This window comes from Acidihalobacter sp. (assembly GCF_037381185.1).
Lineage (GTDB): Bacteria > Pseudomonadota > Gammaproteobacteria > DSM-5130 > Acidihalobacteraceae > Acidihalobacter_A.
The window spans coordinates 20,410-41,152 of sequence record NZ_JARRQY010000025.1 but is presented as its reverse complement, the minus strand read 5'-3'; the positions used below and the strand labels follow the sequence as shown (position 1 = coordinate 41,152).

The 20,743-nt window shown below is 64.7% G+C and carries 18 protein-coding genes; 7 read left to right on the top strand and 11 right to left on the bottom strand.

The genetic code is table 11. The features are described from left to right. Positions 1 to 196: 196 nt before the first annotated feature. From P8014_RS09965 to P8014_RS09915, 11 genes are all read right to left on the bottom strand, one after another. A complete protein-coding gene (locus P8014_RS09965; protein ID WP_337817169.1) occupies positions 197 to 787 on the bottom strand; it encodes a DNA-3-methyladenine glycosylase I in 591 nt (196 codons plus the stop codon). A gap of 110 nt (positions 788 to 897) precedes the next feature. Continuing rightward, a complete protein-coding gene (locus tag P8014_RS09960; protein WP_337817168.1) occupies positions 898 to 1,614 on the bottom strand; it encodes an ABC transporter ATP-binding protein in 717 nt (238 codons plus the stop codon). Next, positions 1,611 to 2,369 (bottom strand): ABC transporter ATP-binding protein, encoded by a 759-nt coding sequence (locus P8014_RS09955; protein ID WP_337817167.1) that lies wholly within the window; start codon positions 2,367 to 2,369, stop codon positions 1,611 to 1,613. The genes P8014_RS09960 and P8014_RS09955 overlap by 4 nt, the downstream gene beginning before the upstream one ends. Continuing rightward, positions 2,366 to 3,328 (bottom strand): branched-chain amino acid ABC transporter permease, encoded by a 963-nt coding sequence (locus tag P8014_RS09950; protein WP_337817166.1) that lies wholly within the window; start codon positions 3,326 to 3,328, stop codon positions 2,366 to 2,368. The genes P8014_RS09955 and P8014_RS09950 overlap by 4 nt, the downstream gene beginning before the upstream one ends. Next, a complete protein-coding gene (locus tag P8014_RS09945) occupies positions 3,328 to 4,191 on the bottom strand; it encodes a branched-chain amino acid ABC transporter permease (RefSeq protein WP_337817165.1) in 864 nt (287 codons plus the stop codon). The genes P8014_RS09950 and P8014_RS09945 overlap by 1 nt, the downstream gene beginning before the upstream one ends. Before the next feature lie 61 nt (positions 4,192 to 4,252). Continuing rightward, positions 4,253 to 5,476 carry an amino acid ABC transporter substrate-binding protein gene (locus P8014_RS09940; protein WP_337817164.1) on the bottom strand — a complete coding sequence of 408 codons (1,224 nt, stop codon included), beginning with the start codon at positions 5,474 to 5,476 and terminating at the stop codon, positions 4,253 to 4,255. A 283-nt stretch (positions 5,477 to 5,759) separates the two neighbouring features. Continuing rightward, positions 5,760 to 7,115, bottom strand: a complete 1,356-nt coding sequence (locus P8014_RS09935) for a sigma-54 dependent transcriptional regulator (protein WP_337817163.1) — start codon at positions 7,113 to 7,115, stop codon at positions 5,760 to 5,762. Further along, positions 7,105 to 9,393 (bottom strand): ATP-binding protein, encoded by a 2,289-nt coding sequence (locus tag P8014_RS09930; protein WP_337817162.1) that lies wholly within the window; start codon positions 9,391 to 9,393, stop codon positions 7,105 to 7,107. Before P8014_RS09930 ends, P8014_RS09935 begins: the two co-directional genes overlap by 11 nt. 205 nt (positions 9,394 to 9,598) lie before the next feature. After that, on the bottom strand, positions 9,599 to 11,002 hold the full coding sequence (locus P8014_RS09925) for a cytochrome c peroxidase (protein ID WP_337817161.1): 1,404 nt from the start codon (positions 11,000 to 11,002) through the stop codon (positions 9,599 to 9,601). A gap of 65 nt (positions 11,003 to 11,067) precedes the next feature. Further along, positions 11,068 to 12,687 (bottom strand): alkaline phosphatase family protein, encoded by a 1,620-nt coding sequence (locus P8014_RS09920; protein WP_337817160.1) that lies wholly within the window; start codon positions 12,685 to 12,687, stop codon positions 11,068 to 11,070. Between the two features lie 235 nt (positions 12,688 to 12,922). Then, a complete protein-coding gene (locus P8014_RS09915) occupies positions 12,923 to 13,519 on the bottom strand; it encodes a cytochrome b/b6 domain-containing protein (protein ID WP_337817159.1) in 597 nt (198 codons plus the stop codon). Between the two features lie 148 nt (positions 13,520 to 13,667). Between P8014_RS09915 and petA the strand changes: the two genes are divergently transcribed. The 7 genes from petA to P8014_RS09880 all read left to right on the top strand — a co-directional run bounded on the left by petA (position 13,668) and on the right by P8014_RS09880 (position 20,743). Further along, a complete protein-coding gene (gene petA, locus P8014_RS09910) occupies positions 13,668 to 14,234 on the top strand; it encodes a ubiquinol-cytochrome c reductase iron-sulfur subunit (RefSeq protein ID WP_337817158.1) in 567 nt (188 codons plus the stop codon). Between the two features lie 40 nt (positions 14,235 to 14,274). Then, positions 14,275 to 14,955 (top strand): response regulator transcription factor, encoded by a 681-nt coding sequence (locus P8014_RS09905; protein ID WP_337817157.1) that lies wholly within the window; start codon positions 14,275 to 14,277, stop codon positions 14,953 to 14,955. Then, a complete protein-coding gene (locus P8014_RS09900) occupies positions 14,952 to 16,343 on the top strand; it encodes an ATP-binding protein (RefSeq protein WP_337817156.1) in 1,392 nt (463 codons plus the stop codon). The genes P8014_RS09905 and P8014_RS09900 overlap by 4 nt, the downstream gene beginning before the upstream one ends. 14 nt (positions 16,344 to 16,357) lie before the next feature. Beyond that, positions 16,358 to 17,260 (top strand): phosphate/phosphite/phosphonate ABC transporter substrate-binding protein, encoded by a 903-nt coding sequence (locus P8014_RS09895; RefSeq protein ID WP_337817155.1) that lies wholly within the window; start codon positions 16,358 to 16,360, stop codon positions 17,258 to 17,260. 9 nt (positions 17,261 to 17,269) lie between these two features. Then, entirely contained in the window at positions 17,270 to 18,727 is a 1,458-nt protein-coding gene (locus P8014_RS09890) for an ATP-binding protein (protein ID WP_337817154.1), read from the top strand. Positions 18,728 to 18,731: 4 nt separating this feature from the next. After that, positions 18,732 to 20,075, top strand: coding sequence for a sigma-54 dependent transcriptional regulator (locus P8014_RS09885; protein ID WP_337817153.1), 1,344 nt, complete (start codon positions 18,732 to 18,734; stop codon positions 20,073 to 20,075). Positions 20,076 to 20,206: 131 nt separating this feature from the next. Continuing rightward, on the top strand, positions 20,207 to 20,743 hold the full coding sequence (locus tag P8014_RS09880) for a YeeE/YedE thiosulfate transporter family protein (RefSeq protein ID WP_337817152.1): 537 nt from the start codon (positions 20,207 to 20,209) through the stop codon (positions 20,741 to 20,743).

Below are 20,743 nucleotides of genomic sequence, written 5' to 3'. Positions count from 1 at the left end.
AACTCTGTTCGGGAAGATGTCTGCAGTTTATAGTGCAGCAAGCCCGAGGAGTCAAACGTGGGGGATCGCGGTGTGCTCTGGCGGCTGTTTTCCGCGCCGCGCCATGTATGCAATCGATGCGAATGCAGCAGGCGCGCGCAGCTTGAACGGTAGGCGGATTGGCAGGAAGCCGTCGTGCGCGGCTGCCGAAAGCAGGCTAGTCGGCCAGCTCGGCGTGCCTGAAGCAGTCGGTGGTGTGGTCGTTGACCAAGCCTGTGGCCTGCATGAAGGCGTAGCAGATGGTGGGGCCGACGAACTTGAAGCCGCGCTGCTTGAGCGCCTTGCTCATGCGCTCGGATTCCGGCGTGCTGGCGGGTACGTCGGACAGCTGCCGCCAGTGGTTCTGGCGCGGCTGCCCGTCGACGAAGTCCCACAGGAAGTCGGCGAGCGAACCGCCTTGTTCGGCGAGTTCGAGATAGGCGCGGGCGTTGGCGATGGCGGCGGCGACTTTGAGGCGGTTGCGCACGATGCCGGGGTCGGCCAACAGGCGGGCGGTGTCGGCCTCGCCGTAGCGGGCGATGAGTTCGGGATCGAAATTATCGAAAGCGCGGCGGTAGGCTTGGCGCTTGTGCAGGATGGTGGCCCAGGACAGCCCGGCTTGCGCACCTTCGAGGATCAGCATCTCGAACAGATGCCGGTCGTCGCGGCAGGGTACGCCCCATTCCTCGTCGTGATAGGAGAGGTACAGCGGGTCGCCGGCGGGTGCCCAGCCGCAGCGAATGGGGGCGGTGTGTGCAGTGGTGCTCATGCGCGTGTCCTGTTTCGTCGGTACGTCAGCCTGTCGCCGAGACTGGCCCGGAGCCCCGCAGCGGGACTCCGGACGGGTAAGGCGGAAAGGACGCCGCAGGAGGCGAGCCGCTACATTCCCAGGTAGGCCTTGCGAACGTCCGGATTCTGCGCCACCTCGTGCGAAGACCCCTCAATTTCGACTTTACCTTCGGCGAGGACGTAAGCATAGTCCGACAAGGCCAGGGCGAGGTGTACGTTCTGCTCGACCAGCATGATGGTCAGGCCGGCTTCCTTGAGCTCGCGCAGCGTGGCGAACAATTGCTGGGTGAGCAGCGGAGAGAGGCCCAGCGAAAGTTCGTCGATGATCAGCACCTTGGGGTCGGCCATCAGGCCGCGGCCGACGGCGAGCATCTGCTGTTCGCCGCCGGAGAAGGTGCCGGCCTTCTGGTGGCGGCGTTCGGCCAGGCGCGGGAAGAAGCCGAACACGCGTTCGAGATTGCGCTTGTAGTCGCCGCGCGCGCGTGGCGAGAAGGCGCCCATCTCGAGGTTCTCCTCGACGGTCATGTCGGAGAACAGCTGCCGGCCTTCGGGCACCAGCACCAGCCCGCGGCGGGCCTTGTCGTGCGCGGTGAGCTGCGTGACGTCCTCGCCCTCGAACAGCACACGGCCCTTCCACGGCCGGATGCTGCCGGTGGCGGCGCGCAGGGTGGTGGTCTTGCCGGCGCCGTTGGCGCCGACCAGCGTGGTGAGGTGGTTGGGCTGTACGGCGAGGCTGACGCCCCACAGGACCTGGACTTCGCCGTAGCCGGATTCCACGGTTTCCAGTTGCAGAATGGCTTCGCTCACGTCGACATCTCCAGGATCTTGTGCGTGAGGTCGGGATCGCCGAGGTAGGCCTCGATGACGACCTCGTCGTTGGCGATTTCCTCGGGGCTGCCTTCGGCGAGCATTTCGCCGAAGTTGAGTACCATGACTCGGTCGGACAGGCCCATGATGGCCTGCATCAGGTGCTCGATCATGAGGATGGCGATGCCGCGTTCGTCGCGCAGACGACGAATGACCTCGATCATGCGCCCGACCTCGGTAGGATTGAGGCCGGCCAGGGTCTCGTCGAGCAGCAGCAGGCCGGGCTGGGCGGCGACCGCGCGGGCGATCTCCAGGCGTTTCTTGCCGGCGATGTTGAGTTCTCCGGCCAGGTGCTCGGAGCGGTCGTTCAGATCGACCAGCTTGAGCACGTCGTACGCTACCGAATGCGCGGCTTTGAGCGACAGGTTGGAGGCCCCGAAGCAGGCTCCCACTGTGACGTTCTCCAGCACCGTCATGTCGTTGAGCGGCTTGACGATCTGGTGCGTGCGCGACAGGCCCAGGCGCACCACGCGATAGGGCTGCATGCCGGTGATGTCCTGGCCGCGGAATTCCACGCGTCCCTCGTCCGGACGGATCACACCGTTGATCAGATTGAACAGCGTGGTCTTGCCCGCGCCGTTGGGGCCGATCAGGCCGTAGATCTCGCCTTCGCCGATGTGGAAGCTGACCTGATGTACCGCGCGTACGCCGCCGAAGCGCTTGCCGACGCCACTGACTTTGAGGATTTCGTTCATTCGAGCACCTTTCTCAGCTTGGGCAGCCTGCGGTACAGCCAGCCGGTGAAGCCGCCGGGCAGGAACAGCACGATGGCAAGCAGCAGCACGCCGGCGACCACCAGCTGGAACTGGGAGAAGGTCGGCGAGACCAGCAGGAAACCGCGGAACTGTTCGTAGACGAAAGCACCGAAGGCGGCGCCGAACACCGTGCCCTGGCCGCCGAGCATGAGCATGACGATGGCCTCGATCGACAGCGTCAGGTCGAAGGCCTGATCCGGCAGGATGACGCCGTTCTTGAAGAAGTACAGCGTGCCGACCATGGCCGGAATGAAGGCCGAGATGGCGTAGATCGCGCTCTTGTACCAGGGCGCGCGCACGCCGAGCACGATGGCGGCATCCTCGTCCTCGCGGATGGCGAACAGGCCCAGGCCGAACTTGGAGTTCTTGATCGCCAGGCTCAGCAGCAGTGACACGCCCATCAGCGCGACGATGGCGAAGTAGACGATCCACAACGCGTGGCGGGGGCCGCCGAGCGGTGCGAAGCTGCTGAACGACAGGTACATGCCGCTGGCGCCGCCGAAGGCCGGCAGGTTGGCCACCAGCGCCTTGACCGCTTCAACGATGCCGATGGTGGCCAGCGCGAAGTAGGCACCGCGCAGACGCAGGATGCCGAGGCCCAGCAGCAGCGCGAGCAGGCTGACGCAGGCACCGGCGATGAGGCTGGCCAGCCACAGCGGCCAGTGCAGCACGGTCACCATGTACATGCCGAGGTAGCCGCCCAGGCCGAAGAAGGCGATGTTACCGAAGTTGACGTAGCCGGTGTAGCCGATCATGAGGTTGAGGTTGGAGGCGAGGACGATGTAGACCGCACCGAGCAGCAGGCTCTCGCGCAGGCTGACGTCGCCGCTTATGCCGGGCACCAGCGCGAAGATCGCGGTGACGGCGAGGACGATCCAGAAAAACGGTCGTTTGTACATCAGCGTCCCTTCCCGATACGGAACAGCCCGCTGGGGAAAGCCAGCAGGATGAGCACGAATAAGGTGAATTCGATCACCGGCGTCCAGCTGACGTCGACGAACGGTGCGACACCGCCCTCGATGAGGCCGAGCAGGATGCCGCCGAGCAGCGCACCGGCCGGATTGCCGAGGCCGCCGAGCACGGTCACCACGAAGCTCTTCAGTTCGTAGCTGCCGCCGGACAGGATGGTGAACGGAAACAGCGTGGCGATCAGCGCACCGGAGGCACTCGCCACCGCGATGCCCAGGCCGAAGGCGATGGCCAGGATGCGGCGGGTGGGTATGCCCATCAGTTCGGCCGCTTGGCGGTTGCTGGCCACAGCGCGCACGGCCTTGCCGGTGCGGGTGTGGTACAGGAAGCCGTACAGCGCGGCGGCGATGATGATTGCCAGTATGGCGGCGAGGATCTGAGTGCCGGGGATGGTATATCCGTGCCAGCTGATCCCGGGGAGGCTGAAGTTCACGTTGTACGGACTGGTGGTCCACAGCGCTGTGCCGGCGCCGATCAGGATCATGTTCACGGCGAAGGTGGCGAGCAGGCTCATCAGGTCCGAGCTGCCGATGACGCGGTTGACCGCGATCCAGTAGACCATGACTCCGACCACGAAGCCGCCGGCCAGGATCGGGAGCAGCGACAGATAGGGGTTGAAGCCGGCCACGGAAACCAGGAAGTACAGCGCGAACATTCCGAGCGCGATCATGGCTCCGTGCGTTAGGTTGATCACCTTCATGACGCCGAAGATGAGGGTCAGGCCGATGGCGGCGAGGCCGTAGATGGCGCCTACCAGCAGGCCGCTGGCCAGCGAGGCAATGACGTCGTACATAAGAGTTCCCCTGCGTGGATGCTCCGGGCCGAGATGGCGGCCCGGAGCAGGCGTTCGTCGCTTACTGCGCGAACTTCTTCAGCGGGTAGATGATGGGCGCGGTCTGCGCGGCCGAGGGCCACACGACCTGGCTGACCAGCTTGCCGTTGGCGCCCTTCTGCCACTGTGCAAGAACCATGTCGTGGCCGATCTGCAGGCCGTGGTCCGCGACGCCGGTGGCGAAGTGAATGCGGCCGTAGAAGGTCATCGCATCCATGTGGTTGAGGGCCTTGGCGACGGCTGCCTGCTTGATGCTGCCGGCCTGCTCGATGGCGTGCTGCAGCACCAGACCCGCGGCGTAGCCACCGGCGGCATGGTAGCCTGGGCGGCTGTGGTACTTGGTTTCGAAGGCCTTGGTGAAGGCAGCCGGGGTGGGGCCGAAGTCAGGCTTGTAGGTTACCGACGGCTCCCACTGCGAGGGTACGGTCACGCCCATGGCGGCCTTGCCCATGCTGGCGAACTTCGGGATGTCCGGTGCGACCAGTAGCGAGATGAAGCCCAGCTTGACCTTCTTGTCGTAGAGCTGGCGAGCCAGGGTGCTGCCGTCGGCATAGTGGCCGCCGCCGATCAGCACGGTGGCGCCGGAGGAGACGATCTTGTTGATGATCGGTCCGAAGTCGGTGGTGTCGGAGGCGTAGGACTCGTCGAATACGACGTTCAGGCCCATGTGCTTGGCGGCCGCGGCGGCGCCTTTGGCCACGGCGGAGGAGAAGCCGTCGTTGGAGTACACCAGCGCGATCTTGGCGTTCGGGTCCTTGGCCTTGATCACGTCCAGCGCGCTCTTGAGGTACTTGTCGGCCGGTGTGTAGAGCTGGAATAGATCCTTGTTGCCCAGCTTGTAGGTCTTACCCTCGGCAGCGCCGGTGGTGATCATGATCTTGCCGAACTGCTCGGAGACCACGGCCGCCGTGGCGGTCAGGCCCGAGGAGTAGGGGCTGAACAGGAAGTTGGCGTTGTCCTGCAGGATCAGGCGGCTGTAGAGCTGTTGCACGCGACCGGCGGAAGATTGGTCATCGTAGTACTTGAGGGCGACCTTGTAGTGATCGCTGCCGACCTTGATGCCGCCGGCGGCGTTGACTTGGTCGCGCCACAGCTCGAAACCGAGCAGTTGGGGTTTGGAGTCGGCGTTGAGCTTGCCGGTCTCGGAAGTGGTGAAGCCGATGGTGAGTGTCTTGGTCTGGGCGTGGCCGAGTCCGGGCAGGACGAGGCTCGCGGCGATCAAGGCGTTCACAGCGAACTTGCGCATTGTTGATCTCCTCACTTGCTTATTGTCTTTTGTACTGCTGGATTGCATCCCTGCCGCTCTGCGGCAGGGCCTGGAGCGTTCTGAGCGTGACCGGCAGATCGCTGGCGCCACGTATGGTCCCGAGGGCCGGCTGTGGCTATCGCTCGGTATATCTAGTGGCAAGAGCCGTGCCAGGGCCCGGATTGGCGCCAAGCATGCTTGTGAAGAACCCAGGCAAGACCGGAATAGGCGGGATTCCGCCGAGAGCCTGGGATGAAAGTGGCGGTTTTCCGCCCATTTGCGCTCAGCGATATTGCTGGCGGTCCAGACCGTATTTGACGACCTTGTCGTGCAGTGTCTTGCGCGGGATGCCGAGCGCCTGGGTGGCCTCGCTGAGGTTGCCTTTGCACACGCGCAGTTCCTGCTCGATCAGGCTGCGCTCGAAGCCCTCGACCTGTTCGCGCAGGCTCATGGAGCAGTGTTCGGGCGCGGTGTGCACCAGACAGCCGATGTCGAAATCGAGCTGCTCGCCGAGCAGGACGTAGCGCTCGGCGGCGTTGCGCAGCTCGCGCACGTTGCCGGGCCAGGGGTGCGCGAGCAGGGTCGGCAGCTGGGCGGCGGTGAGCGGCGAGGTCTCCTTGCCGAAGCGTGCGCCGGCGACCAGGGCGAAATGCTGGAACAGCAGAGGAATGTCCTCGCGGCGGTTGCGCAGCGGCGGGATCTCTAGCGTGACCACGTTGAGCCGGTAGTAGAGATCTTCGCGGAACTCGCCGCGGTCGGCCGCTTCGCGCAGATCGACCTTGGTCGCGGCCAGCACGCGCAGGTCCAGCGGTACGGTCTGATTGGAGCCGAGGCGTTCCAGCGAACGCTCCTGCAGCACGCGCAGCAGACGCACCTGCATCGCCATCGGCATGCTCTCGATCTCGTCGAGGAACAAGGTGCCGCCGCTGGCGTGCTCGAGCTTGCCCAGGCGCCGGCCGCGCGCGCCGGTGAAGGCGCCGGCCTCGTGCCCGAACAGCTCGCTTTCCATCAGCTGTTCGGGCATGGCGCCGCAGTTGAGGGCGACGAAATTGCCGGTGCGCCGGCGGCTCAGCTCGTGCAGCGAGCGGGCGACGAGTTCCTTGCCGGTGCCGGTTTCGCCGAAGATCAGCACGTCGGCGTCGGCGTCGGCGACCTGGCGGATCAGTCCGCGCAGCCGCTGTATCGACGGGGAGCTGCCTATGATGCGTGGCCCGGGCGTGTTGTGTTCCTCGAGTTCACGGCGCAGGGCACGGTTTTCCAGTGTCAGCGCGCGTTTGTCCAGCGCACGCCGCACGACCTCGGTGAGGCGTTCCGGAGTGTAGGGTTTTTCCAGGAAGTCGTAGGCACCCTCGTGCATCGCGCCGACCGCCATGCTGATGTCGCCGTGCCCGGTGACCAGTACGACCGGCAGTTCGGGGTCGATCTCCAGCGCACGCCTGAGGAATTCCATCCCGTCCATGCCCGGCAGGCGGATGTCGCAGACCAGCACACCGGTGAATCCAGGACTCAGTTCCCTGAGCGCGGCCTCCGCGGTTTCGTAGCCGTTCAGGCGCAGGTCGGCGAGTTCCAGCGTCTGCTGGGCGGCGATGCGGATATGGGGTTCGTCGTCGACGAACATCACGTGTGCATTATCGGGCATGGCTGCGCTCCTCCTCTGGCGCGTGCGCGGCCGGCAGTTCGACGGTGAACTCGGCGCCTTCGTCCGCACAGTTCGCAGCACGGAGCGTGCCACCCAGCTCTTCGATGATGTGCATGGAGATGGATAGACCCAGGCCGAGACCTTCGCCCGACTGTTTGGTGGTGAAGAAGGGGTCGAATATCTGTGTCAGGTGTTCGCTGGCGATGCCCGGCCCATGGTCGCGCACCGTGATGCGGACCCTGTCCCTGTCCTGTCCGACGGCGATTTCCACGCGCGGGTCTGGCATGTCCTGCATGGCCTGTGCGGCGTTGCTGACGAGGTTGACGAACACCTGCTCCAGGCGCACGAGATCGCCCATGCAGTAGATGTCCTGCGACGCCAGTTCGGTCGCGACTGTCACGCCCTCGCGCTTGAGCCGCGGCGCCAGCAGGGCCAGTACGCCGTCGATCACGGCGGTCACCGAGACGGGTGCACGCTGGCCCGAACTCTTGCGGGCGAAGATCTTGAGCTGCTGGATGATGCGGCCCATGCGCTCGGTCAGGCCACTGATGCGCCCGAGGTTGTCGCGCACGTCTTCGGGTCGCTGGCGCTCCAGGAAGGCGGCGGCGTTGTCGGCATAGAAGCGGATCGCCGTGAGCGGCTGATTGAGTTCGTGATTGATGCCGGCGGCGAGCTGGCCGATGGCGGCCAGCTTGGCCGCTTGCACCAGTTCGTCGCGGGTCTGACGTAGAGCATGCTCGGTGTGTCGGTGTTCCTCGATCTCGCGCAGCAGGCGGGTGTTGGTGGCGAGCAGGTCGCTGGTGCGTTCGGCGACACGCTGTTCGAGCTTTTCGTGCGTGCGCTGCTGTTCGATTTCGTGGCGCTTGCGTTCACTGATGTCGTGCAGCGTGATGATGGCGCGATGCCCTTCGGGCAGGCGCATGGCGTTGATGCTTGCTTCCACCGGCAGTGTTTCGCTCGGGGCGCGCCGGGCCGCCAGTTCGACGGCGGGAAGCAGGGCGCCGCCGGGGATCGTCTGTGGCAGCAGTGCGCTGAAACGTTCGGCTGCCGTGGGGGTGAGCAGCTCGGTGAAATCGCGCCCGGCGACGTCGCCCGCGTTGCGGCCGAACAGTGTTTCGGCGGTCGGGTTGAAGAATTCGATGCGGCCGCGGTCGTCCAGGGTGATGAGGCCGGCGCGGGCGTTGTCGATGATCGTGCGCACGCGTGCTTCGCCGGCGGCGGCAGTCAGCGAAGCGGCGTGTTCGAGACGCAGGCGCTCGGCTACGCGGGCGCGGCGCTGCAGCAGGATCAGCACGCCGAGCAGCGCAGCGCCGAGCATGAAGCCGGCGAGCAGCACGGCGTGCAGCACGTAGCTGCCGACGGACCTGGAGTCGGACAGGATGTATACGCGCCAGCCGGCCGCCGGCATGTCCACGCCATGGGCGAGATAGGTGATGGACGAAGTGTCGCTGCGGAAGGTGAGAAGTTCGGCCTCGGGGGCCACGGTTCTGCGCGAGACGATGGGCAGCGTGTGCAGCGGGTGGTCGGCATAACGGCGACCGGCGATGATACGGTCGCGCGCTGTGGGAGCCAGGGGCACAAGGGTGTGATAGCGCCAGGCCGGTTTTGTGGACAGGAAAACGACGCCGTGTGGGTCGGTGACCAGAAACTGGTCGCGGCCGTTGCCTTGCCCGCTTTCGAGTGACTCCAGCGGGACTTTAACGGTGACCGCGCCAATGACCCGGTGGCCGTCGTGCACAGGGTAGGCGAAATAATAACCGCGTCGGGCGGACGAGGTGCCGAGTGCGTAGTAGTGGCCCAGGCGCCCGCGCATGGCCTCTTGGAAGTACGGCCGGAAGCCGTAGTTCTGGCCCACGAAACTGTCGGGTTTGTTCCAGTTGCTGGAGGCGAGGGTGAGGCCGTCGCGGCTGATGACGTAGATGGCGGAGGCGCCGGAGACGGAGGCGACGAAGGTCAGGTGGCGGTTGAGGTGCTCCAACGCCTGTTTGTCCTGCGGATGGTCGAGCAGGGTTCTTACGCCCGGATTGGCGGCCAACAGCCTGGGAAGATAGCGGTAGCGGCCGAGTTCGCGCTGGATATTGGCGATGTAGAGGCGCAGTTCGCGGTCGCCGCGGTCGCCCAGCTGGGCCAGGGCCGTGCGCTGTGCGAACTGCGCGGTGGCCCAGAGAATGCCGCCGCAGCCGAGGACGGCGAGCGCGATGGCGAGCGTTTTCCACCGGCGTGCGCGGGGGCTGGCCGACGGCCAGAACCAGGGGCGGAAGCTGGGAAGGATAGCCACGCGAGGATCGTCCGCACATCGTTGTCGAGCCGGCGGCGCGTGCGGCGGCGGGCGTCGACACGGGCCATGAGCGGGGCGGGTTGGCGGAGCGCGCCCGACGGACACGCATTCTACACGCATCCCGGGCGGCGGCGCGCAGCGGTAAAAAAAGCGCCGGCATGGTGCCGGCGCTGAGGGTCGCGGGACACGACGGGAGGAAATCGTCTCAGCGCTGTTGGTAGCCGTCGGTCAGCGTGCCGAGGAAGGCGACGATGTCGCGCATGTCCTGGCGCGTGAGCGCAGGGGCTTCGCCGCGATGACGATTGAACGGCGGGTCGATGGTGTCGATGTTGGCGCGGTACCTGACAGGCAGATCGTTGAATTTGTCCACCTTGCCGTCGGCACTACGCGGATAGATTTTCTGCGGGTCGGTGTCGCGGAAATCGTAGAACTCCAGCACTTGCATCAGCGTGTGATAGACGCCGTTGTGGAAGAACACGTGGCGTTTGGCTACGTTGCGCAGGGTGGGTGTGAGGAACATACCGCAGTACTGGGTTTGTTTGGCCAGATCCTTGCGGAAGGGGCCGCAGAGCCCCAGATCGAAATAGTGCGGATTGCGGTTGGCCGGAATGTGCGGGTTGCGCGGTACGCCGAGCGCTTCGTACTGGTGGTCGGTGAACAACGGTGGCAATCCGCTCAGCGTGGGTTTGTCTAGGTGGCAGGCGGCGCAGTCGCCCTTGTCCGGATCGTTGAACAGCAGATAGCCGCGCAGCTGCGCGGAGTCGAGTCGCGCCTTGCCTTCCAGCCAGGCGTCGTAGCGGCTGCTGTAGGGGTGAAAGTCGGGAGACTCGATCTGGTAGCGGGCGAGCGCGGACAGCGCTTCGGCCACGGCCATGCGCGGGTCGGCAAATATATTCTGGCCGAACAGTTGCTTGAAGATGCCGGCGTAGGGTGCGCGGGCGAGTTTGGCAGCGACGCTGGCCGGTGTACCCGCGTCCATTTCGAAACTGTTGAACAGCGGGCCGCCGGCCTGCTGTTGCAGGGTGTTCACGCGGCCGTCCCAGAACAGGCCGCCCTGAGGGACCAGATTGGCGGCGCTGGCAGTGGTGCTCTGCGCGGTCTTGGTCGCGCGCCGGGCATGCGCGCTTTTCGCGATCTTCTGGCTCAGGGTGACGGTTTCGTTTTCCTCGTTGTCCGGCCCGATACTGAAGGCAGGCTGGCGTTCGAGGTACATCAGGCTGGGAGGGGGACGGTAACCGGGCGTTTTCAGGTTGGGGCCGCCGTACATCACCGGAAGGTCACCGGGCGGGCCGTAGGCGTGTTGCGGGCTGTGGCAGGAGGCGCAGGACATGCGGCCGGAGCCGGATAGCGTACGGTCGTAGAAGATGTCCTTGCCCAGTTTCGCCATGGCCGATAGCGGATGGACCGCCGGACGTACCAGTTTGACCGGACGCGGGTTTTCGCCGTGAGCGAGGCGCCAGGTAGCGACGGGGTGGGTGAGCCACGCGCTGAGCGGGATCAGCGCGTGGAACTCGACGACGGGTTCGAGCAGCGTGAATGCCCCGGCGAGCAAGAGCAGGGCGGCTGCGCTCGCGGCCAGACGCGATCGGGTGAGAACGGGTTTCGGCATGCTGCGAGACCTTCTGCGGGAAAGGGCCCAGTGCCGCTCGCGGCACCGGGCGAAGGGCTGATGGTTCAGCTGTGTGCGATTGGTTCGCCGGTCCTGGTGTTGAGGAACAGCTTGGGATCGCTGCCTGTGCCGGTGAAGTTGAACATGTTCATGAGGCTGCCGGCGCTGGCATCGAAGGAGCCACCGCCCAGGCGTTCGCCGCCCAGCCAGTTGTCTTCGATGAAGCGGACCACGGAGGCCTGGGTGATACGCGAGTGGCTCACGTAGTTCTGCTTCGCCCAGGGCGAGATCACGATGAAGGGAATGCGTGTGCCGGGGCCGCAGCGGCCGTTGACCGGCTTGCCCTTGAGGCCCGCCATCGGCGTGCCGCGGCCGCACTTGCCGGCGCCGTCGAGCTGGTCGGCCTGCGCGTTGAAGGACGGGTTGGTGGTGTAGGCGAAGGCGTGGTCGTACCAACCGTCGGAGTCGTCCCAGGTGACGATTACGGCGGTGCTCTTCCAGTCGGGCTGTTTCTGCAGGAAGTTGACTACCTTGGTGATGAAGGCCTGTTCGTCCAGCGGGTCGGAGTAGCCGGCGTGGCCGTCTTCATAGGCAGGCGCCTTGAGGTAACTGACCGCGGGGAAGTTGCCGGCCTTTACGGCATCGAAGAAATCGTGCATGCCGTACTCGTGGTTGGCCGGATCGCGCTTGTGGGTGCCGGGCTCGTAGGTGTGGCCGATGGCGGCGACCGAGCTGGGACGCGCGTGCGTCGGGTTGGACGTGGACTTGAAGTACTGGAACCAGTCGTGGTGAGGAATGTAGTCCTTGACCGTCTGGCCGACCGTGGCCGAATAGGTGCTACGCTTGCAGCCGGTGGTGCCGTTGGCGTTGGTCTTTTCCAGGTCGAAGCCGCCCATGAAGCCGCCCCAGGTGATGTCGGCGGCATTGAGCAGGTTGCCGATATTCTTGCCTTCCATCATGACTTGGTTCTTGGGTTTGGAGCAGACGTCGTAGGCCGGGTCGACGTCGTTGATCATGGCGTAGCCGCCCTGGCCGTCCTTGATGTAGTAGGAGTAGGTCTTCATGGTGAACGGCTTGTGCGTGGTGTGCACGATCTTCATGCCGTCGGTCTGGCCGGAGACGACTTCCAGCGCACCCGGCGTGGACGGGCCGTAGGTGTCGGTGTAGGCGTTGTCGCTCATGGCGAAGTGCTGGGCGTAGTTCCACAGCGCGGTGACGGTGTTGCCGTCATAGTAGCCCATGACCTGGCCCCGGGTGCCGAAGGCGCCGGCGCCGCCGGGCGTGCTGCGGCCGGTGTATTTCGGGAACAGATCGGCCTTGCCGCCGTCATAGGCCATCTGTTCGGCGGTATAGGCGTGGTTCATGTCGGCGGTGGCGGCCTGCGAACGGTCGAGGCGGAAGGGTTCCGCCGCGTCCTTGCCGTTGGCCGGATTGGTCGCGTTCGGATTGGCGGACAGCAGACCGGCGGTGACGAGGTTGTTGACTTCGGGCGTGCCGTACAGCGCCTGGAAGGCCGGCTCGCCGGGCGGGTTGGCGGCCTTGGGATAGGTTGCGAAATAGTGATCGAAGGAGACGTTCTCCTGGTAGATCACCACGAGGTGTTTGATCGGAGTCAGCGTGTCGGCATGGGCCACGCCGGCTGCGGCGAGCAGCAGGGCGGGCGCGAGTGCGCGGGGCAAGCGCATGGTGGTTCTCCTGTGAGCGAGTTGGATCGCGTGCCGGATCCCCCCATGCCTGAACTCCGTACGCGATATTCGTGTTTCATCTGTAGCCCGGTATTGCCCGCCCCGGGCGGCGCTCTGCGGCGCCTGCTCCGGGGCGGGCAATAGCATGCGGTGCATATGTGACGCGCGTATGAAGAGACCGCGCCGGCAGCGAAATTGCGCCGAAACGGATGGTGCCGACATGCCGCGGGAGGTGCTACAGGCTGAACATGCGCTTGAGTGTGGGTTGGCCGATGAGGTGATGGACGACGGCCAGCAGGACATGGCCGGCCAGGTAGCCCCATATCAGGTTGCCGCAGAGCGAGTGCAGCTGGACCACGAGATAGAACAGCAGTGCGGGGGCCGGGTTGGAGCCCGCCAGCAGGTACAGCAGGACGCCGGTGAGGCCGGCGCCGGTGGCCGCCAGCAGTCCGAGCCCGTGCACCAGGCCGGCGAGCCCGCCGCGGTCGTCGCTAGCCGGAAACCGCCAGCGGGCGAGCGTGCGCAGATCGTCGACGATGTCGCGTCTTCCCTCCTCGCCCCAGGGGAACAGGTGCGAGAACAGGCGCTGACGGTCGAAGGGCATCCACAACCAATGCAGCATGACGACGGCCGCGGCGATCAGGCCCAGGTATTGATGCAGGCTGAAGACGGCCAGGCCGAATGCGGAGGTGTGGTGGTGAAACGGCGGCGACATGATCAGGCTGGTGAACATCTGCAGCGATATGGTCAGCGCAAGCGCGCCGTGCAGCCAGCGCAGCGGACGGCGCCACTCATGATGAACGGCAGGCAGTGGTTTCCAATCGAATTGCATGACGATAGCCCTTTGTATTGGTATGCCGCCAATGCTGCTCTGCGCCGGATTAAACAATGCTTGAGGCTTCATTACGGAGCCGTAAGTGTGTGCCTGCCCGCGTGGTGATAGCTTGAAATCCGGCATCAACCATAGTGGAGACAAGGTCATGAGCTGTAAGTTCGTCAAGGAAACCGACGAGGAACGGGCGGCGCGCCGCCGCTTTCTGAAACATGCCAGCGTGATGCTCGGCGCAGGGCTGGCGGCCCCGGCGGCGGCACGCGCGGCGCAGGGCGAAGTGGTGGACATCAGCCGCATCCCGGTGGATGGCATGGGTACGCTGAATTTCAACGGTCAGCCGGTGGTCATTCTGCATCGCAGCAAGTCGACCATCGCTTCGCTGGAGCGCAATCAGGGCAATCTGGCGGACCCGAATTCGAGCCGTTCGCAGCAGCCCGGATTCGCCGACAACCCGTATCGGTCGAAAGTGCCGGAATGGCTGGTGATGGTCAATATCTGTACGCATGCCGGTTGCCGTACGCACTATCAGCAGAGCATGGAAAGGGGCGCAGGCGGTTTTCACTGTTTCTGCCACGGCTCTCACTTCGATGCCGCCGGCCGGGTGTTTCGCGGTCAGCCGGCGCCGTGGAACATGGAGATTCCGGACTACGAGATCGACGTCAAGCGCAAGCGCGTCCATTTGCTGAGTTCGCAGCGGGTACGGCGACTCTATTGAACGGGGACAAACGGGCGGATTGGGCGCTATGATGGGGAACATGAAAATCCTGCTCGTGGAGGATGACCGCGAGGCCGCTGCCTATCTGGTCAAGGGGCTTACCGAGAGCGGACATTCGGTGGAGCATGCGGCCAACGGTCCCGACGGTCTGCACCTGGCCCTGACCGGCAGCTACGACGTGTTGATTCTCGACCGTCTGTTGCCCGGCCTAGACGGTCTCTCCCTGCTGTCGGCGCTGCGCGCGGCGAACGATGCCACGCCGGTGCTGTTCCTCAGCGCGCTCGGCGAGGTTGACGACCGGGTCGCCGGGCTGCGCGCCGGCGGCGACGATTATCTGGTCAAACCCTATGCATTTTCCGAATTGCTCGCCCGGCTCGAGGGGCTGGACCGGCGGGTGCGCCAGGAAACGGCCAGTTCGCGTCTGGAGGTGGCCGATCTGGTGCTCGATCGCGACCGTCACCGCGTCACCCGCGCCGGCCAGACCATTCGCCTGCAGCCGCGCGAGATGCGCCTGCTCGAGTACCTGATGCGTCACGCCGGCAAGGTGGTGACGCGTACCATGCTGCTGGAGCAGGTCTGGGACTACCATTTCGATCCGCAGACCAACGTCATCGACGTACATATCTCGCGGCTGCGCGCCAAGATCGACCGCGATTACGATCCACCGCTGCTGCACACCGTGAGGGGAGCCGGCTATCGCCTGGGCGTGACTGAAGAATGAATGTTGCCGTTCGTATACGGCAGTGGTTGCGCCTGCTCAGAACGACCGTCTTCCGCCTGGCCTTGGCCTACGCGCTGGCCTACAGCATGCTCACTGGCATTGTGCTGGGTGGTGTCTATCTCGTCAGCAGTCACTTTCTCAGGCAGCAGGTCGACACCGAATTGCTAGACGCGCGCGACGTCTTGCGCCGGCTGTTGCGAGATGAGGGCAAGAGCAAGCGCGACCTGCGTGAACTGTTGGGACGACCGGGCAGTCATCTGCCCGGGGCGCGTCTGTATCTGCTGATCGATAAGCATAGGCAGGTCATCGCAGGCAGCATGCCGGGGTGGCCGAAAGGACTGTCGCTGGACGAGGGATTTGTGACCTTCTCGTCCGTCTCGGGCATGTACTTCAATCAGATGCATGATGCGGACGATTCGCTCATGCGTGGACTCGTTACCCATCTGCACGACGGCGGCTGGCTGCTGATGGCGCAGCCGCTGGGTGAGGCCGACACGTTTGCCGATACCATATTGGCATTGCTGATGTTGGCACTGGCGGTGATCAGCGTGCTCAGCATTGCCGGCGGAGCGCTTATGGGCAGGGGCGTGTTGGCTCGGATCGACGCGGTGCGCGAAACGGCTGCCGAAATCATGGCCGGCGGCCTCGATCAGCGTATACCGGTCGCCGGGCGGCGCGACGAATTCGTCGAACTGGCGGAACATTTGAACGCCATGCTGGCGCGCATCGAGGCCCTGATTCACGGCATGCGCGCGGTCACCGACAACGTGGCCCACGATTTGCGCAGCCCCCTGAACCGTTTGCGCAGCCACCTGGAGGTGGCTCTGCTCGAGTCACGTTCGTCCGATGAGTATCGTCAGGTGCTGGAGGAGGCGGTCGACGAACTCGAAGGCGTGGTGCGGACCTTCAATGCGCTGCTGAGCATCGCCCAGGCCGAATCCGGGGTGCGTCGCGAGCATCTGACCGATGTCGACCTCACTGCGCTGGGTTCGGATCTGGCCGAACTCTATGAGGCTTCGGCCGAGGATGCCGGATTGTCCCTGGTCGCAGAGTTGGCGCCGGCGGTGCGCGTGCGCGGCCAGCGGGAGTTGCTGGCGCAGGCGCTGAGCAATCTGCTCGACAACGCCGTCAAGTACAGCCCCGCAGGTGGGCGTATCCTGCTGAGCCTGACGCGCGAGGGCAGGACTGCGCGGCTGCGGGTGTGCGACAGCGGGCCTGGGATTCCGGCCGCGAGCCGCGAGCAGGTGCTGGAACGGTTCGCCCGCCTGGATGTCGCAGTCCGGGCAATCAAACGTAGCTTGCGAACGGTTGTTTCGGCAAGCTGCGCTCAGCGGTTCGCTGATGGCCTGGGCCTTCCGACTGAACTACTCTACTGTCGGGCTCAATAACCACTAGTCGACACGTGACGGCCAATCAGCACCGCACAAGATTTCGGATTCGGCGTTCAACTTTGCTGCGAACGCTTTGTCTGCTTGCGTTGATCGTCTCTCCCGGTTCATCGGTTTACGCAGAGCGGGCAGGACATGCGCAGGCGGGCGCAGCTCAGAGCCGGTCCTCTCCAGATCGATGGCTGCGCTTCGGGGTACTGCCCTTGCAGAGTCCGACCAAGCTGGCCGAGATGTTCATGCCGCTGGCCGTTTATCTGCAGAGCCGTTTGCACCGACCCGTACAGTTCGTGACGGCGCCCGATTTTTCCACCTTCATGCGGCGCGTCGCAGCGAACGAATACGATATCGTGTACCTGAATCCTCTGCTGTTCGCGCAGGCCGAACATGACGGCTACCGCGCGGTGGTCAAAGTGGCCGGCGAGCCGTTCACGGGTATCCTGGTGGTGCGCAGGCAAAGCCCGATCCGACGGGTCACGCCGGCCGAGTTCGACAAGGGTTTGACCATCGGTTTCCCGGATCCGCGGGCGTATGCGGCCACGGTCATGACGCGCGGTTATCTCAGGCAACGCGGTATCGATGTCGATAAGTGCTGCAGAGTTCGCTATTTCGGTTCCCAGGATTCGGCGCTGGTCGCGCTCGATTCTGGGATCGTGGACGTCGCCGGTACGTGGTGGCCGTCATTGCGATCCATGCCGGCGGCGGTGCGCGCGAATCTTCGCGTCATTGCGGAGACGCCGCCGCAGCCGCAGATGCCCATCGCATTGAGGGTGAAGCTTCCCGTCGAACTGCAGCGCAAGATCACGAAAGATCTGCTCGAACTCGCGAAAACGCCGCGTGGACGCCAGGTGCTGGAGTATCTGGGGTTTCCCGATGGTTTCGCACCGACCAGCGACGTCGATTACGCGAAGGTGAAGTAGGCGAATACGATGGGCAAGGGACAATGGTTTGCGCGGGTGCTCCGGGGCGATGGGGAGTCCGAACATTGGAAAGAAGGGGTTCCCTGGTATGCGACTTTACGTGCGCGCCTGATTCTGTCGGTCGCCCTGGTTCATGTCGTATTGATGGGGGCGTTCGTCTGGGAGGCGGTGCAAGAGCAGTCGACCAGCATCCGCGCGGAGTTGGAAAGCCGGGGTCACTCCCTGGTCAATCTGATGGCGGTGGCGAGTACGAATGCCCTGCTGTCCGAGGATTTGGCCTCGCTCGCTGAGGTCACGGCGCGCGTCAAGCACCAGTCCGACGTGGCCTACGGCGTCGTCGTGGACGAGCGCGGCGAAGTCCTGGCGAGTACTGTGGAGGGCGAGGTGGGGCATCGGTTTGCCGCGGTCCGGCAGCGTCTCGGCGTGGACGCGTCCCACTTGCTCGATTTGGCCGAACCGATTCGTGTCGCAGGTCGGGAGGTTGGACGGGTGTACCTGGGGCTGTCTACCCAGGGCATGCGGGCGGAACTGGCGCGCATTCGCAACGAGGGCCTGTTGTTCATCGTGGCGGCGCTTTTGGTCGGCAGCGCCGCCGCCTGGCTGCTGTCATTCGCGGTGACGCGCAATTTGCAACGTCTCGGGGTTGCCGTGCGGCGGATTTCGGCGGGCGATAGCGAGGTCCGCGTCGTTGTGCGCGGCCGCGATGAAGTCGGCGTGTTGGGGCGTGCCTTCAACGGTATGCTCGATTCGCTGAACGCGGCTTCGCGTGCCGCCTCGGTCGAGCACGAAAAACGCGTCGAAGCGGAGCGCCTGGCCTGTGTGGGCGAATTGGCCGCCGGCATCGCGCACGAGATCCGCAATCCGCTGGCTGCCGTGATCAATTCGGTCAGCCTGCTTTCCGAACAGGAGCTCGAGGCGGACGACAGACAAAAGGTTCGCCGGATTCTGAACGACGAGGCCGGGCGCTTGCAGCGCATTCTCGAGAACTTCCTGCATTTCTCCAAAGTGCGCGAATCGCGCCCCGTGCCGGGCGATCTCGGTTCCCTGATCGGCGAGGTGATTACCTTGTTCTCGCAGGACCCGGACGTGGCCGGGCGGATCGGGCTCGACAGCCGTATCGCATCGGGCAGCGAATGGGCCGTGTTCGATCAGGATCAGTTGAGGCAGGTGTTGTGGAATCTGATGCGTAATGCGGTCGAGGCCATGCCCGAGGGCGGAACACTCAAGGTTGAGGTCGAGCTGGGCGGCGCGCGGCGGATCGCCGTGCGCGTGTGCGACACTGGTTCGGGCATTGGGCGCGATCTGCTCGACCGTGTCATGCACCCCTTCGTCTCCAGCCGAAAACAGGGCACCGGGCTTGGGCTGTCGATCGTGCAGCGCATCCTGGTGCAGCACGGTAGCAGCCTGCGGGTACACAGCGAGCCGGGGAAAGGAACCGAAGTGAGTTTTGAACTGGAGGCTGCATAAACGCATGGCGTCAATCCTGATCGTCGACGACGAATACTCCGTGCGCACCACGCTGGGGCTGATGCTCAAGGCTCGTGGACACACGATTCTCGAAGCGGATTCCGTGGCGCAGGCGCTCGGCGTCATGGGCCGGCATCGGGTGGACCTGATGATCACCGATCTGCGCCTGGGCGACGGCAACGGCCTGGAACTACTCGACTCGCTGCGCGAATTGTCGCCGCAGGCGGAGTGCATCGTCATGACCGCCTTCGCCTCCGTGGAGAACGCGGTGGATGCGATGCGTCTCGGCGCCTACGACTATCTGACCAAGCCGGTGAATCCGGACGAGTTGCTGCTACGCGTGGTCAAGGTGCTCGAACGCAAGTCGATGAGCGACGAGCTGAGCCGGCTGCGCGCCGAACTCGACGGGCGGGCGGATAGCGAGTTGGTGGCCGAGAGCGACGCCATGCGCAAGCTGGTGGAAGTGGCGCAGCGCATCCACAGCCAGGACGTGCCGGTGCTTATCACCGGCGAGACCGGTGTAGGCAAGGAGGTGCTGGCGCGCGTGGTGCACCGCATGAGTTCGCGTGCCCAATGTGCCTTCGTCGCCGTCAACTGCGCCACGCTGCCGGAGGATTTGCTCGACTCCGAGCTGTTCGGCCACGCCAAGGGTGCGTTTACCGGCGCGCTGACGGAATACGACGGTTTGTTCCGGCAGGCGCACGGCGGCACTTTGTTCCTCGACGAGGTGGGCGACGTCAGCCCGCGCCTGCAGGCCAAGCTGCTGCGCGTGCTGCAGGAGGGTGAAGTACGCCCCGTGGGCGGTAACCGCCCGGTGCAGGTGGACGTGCGGGTCATCGCGGCTACCAATCTCGACCTTGCGGCCATGGTGCAAAGCGGCGCGTTCCGCGCGGATCTGATGTTCCGGCTCAACGTGCTGCTGTTGGCCATACCGCCGCTGCGCGAGCGACGCGAGGACATCCCTCCGCTGCTGGAGCGTTTCATCGGACAGATGCGTCGTAAGATGGGGCGCCCGCTCGAGCTGAGCGCGGTGGCGCGGCGCAGGCTCATGACCTTCGACTGGCCGGGCAACGTGCGCCAGTTGCGCAACGTGCTGGAACGCAGCTTCGCCCTCACCGATGCCGATCTGCTCGATGGCGATGCCGTGGCGCTGGACAGCACCCTGGACATTCAGCTGCCCGCGGCCGGCGAGTTGCAGCCGGACGACGGTACGATTCGGTCGCTGGCGGAGGTAGAGCACGCGTATATCCGGCGCGCGCTGGACGCCTGCGAGGGCAATCAGGTTTCTGCCGCGAAACAGCTCGGCATCAGCCGCTCTACCTTGCGGCGCAAGCTGGGCCTGGACTGAGGCGGCAAGGAAGCTGCTGTCTCATTCTGAAACAGCCTGCTGTCGCAAAATCGGTCTTGCGGACAGCGGCGCTGGAAGCTCTTTTCCGTCACTTGTCTGAATAATAAGAATATTTTTAGTTGGCATAAGCGTTGCTTCATGAGTCCTCGAGATCGCAGGACGAATCGGGAGCGACTATGTCGATTTTCAAAAAAACCATCGATCCGGTCATCGCGCTGATCATCATCGCGTTTCTGGACATTTTTCTGTTTCTAGTCGTCGGCGCTTGGACGGTCGGCGGCGGTGAAACCATGATCACCGGTCTGGTCGCCAAGCTGTTCATGGGCGAGAACATCTTCAGGATTCCGTTCTGGAAGTTCGCCTTCGAGCCGACCCCGTACTACTGGAAGATCTACATCAGCCTGGGAATGCTGTGCGGCGCCATCGTCGGCGCGGTAGGCAGCAAGGAGTTCTACTGGCGTATCCCGCGCCACCTGAGCGAGTGGCTCATGATCACCGTCGGCGGTCTGCTGATGGGCATCGGCATCCGCCTCGCGTTCGTCTGCAATGTCAGCACCTTCTTCGGCCTGACGCCCGAGATGAATCTCGGCGGCTATCTCTCTGTCAGCGGCATCATCGTCGGCGCTTGGGTCGGCTCGCTGATCTACAAGCGCGTGATGGAGGGCTGA